We start from the raw sequence: 295 nt of genomic DNA, 5'->3' as shown, positions 1-295 counted from the left end.
TAAGCTGAAATAATTTGATTAAGATTTTTCACAATCTGAATTAAAATGAAAAAACAAGCAAATTATTTCAGATTTTTTTCTGGACTAAAGTGAAAATGAATAACTGAAATATTGTGCTCGTTTACACGATTCTAATTCAAGAGTATTTAAATATTGAGATGGAGTCTTTTGTTCCAGCTCTCGTTCGGAATCAACATTAAAAAGATAACCAATAAGTAACATCTTAAATAAAAGTACAGGATCAAGAGATTTCCTGCCCAGGTTTGAATAATACATTTCCATTTTGTTGTATATA

1 pseudogene is annotated in these 295 nt (G+C 27.8%); it reads right to left on the bottom strand.

Going from position 1 to position 295, the window contains the following annotated elements:
* Positions 1–174: 174 nt before the first annotated feature.
* Positions 175–295 (bottom strand): annotated as a pseudogene (locus M3226_RS31845) (transposase); the annotation flags it as partial.

This window comes from Neobacillus cucumis, assembly GCF_023715505.1.
This window is presented reverse-complemented; position numbering and strand designations above follow the sequence as displayed.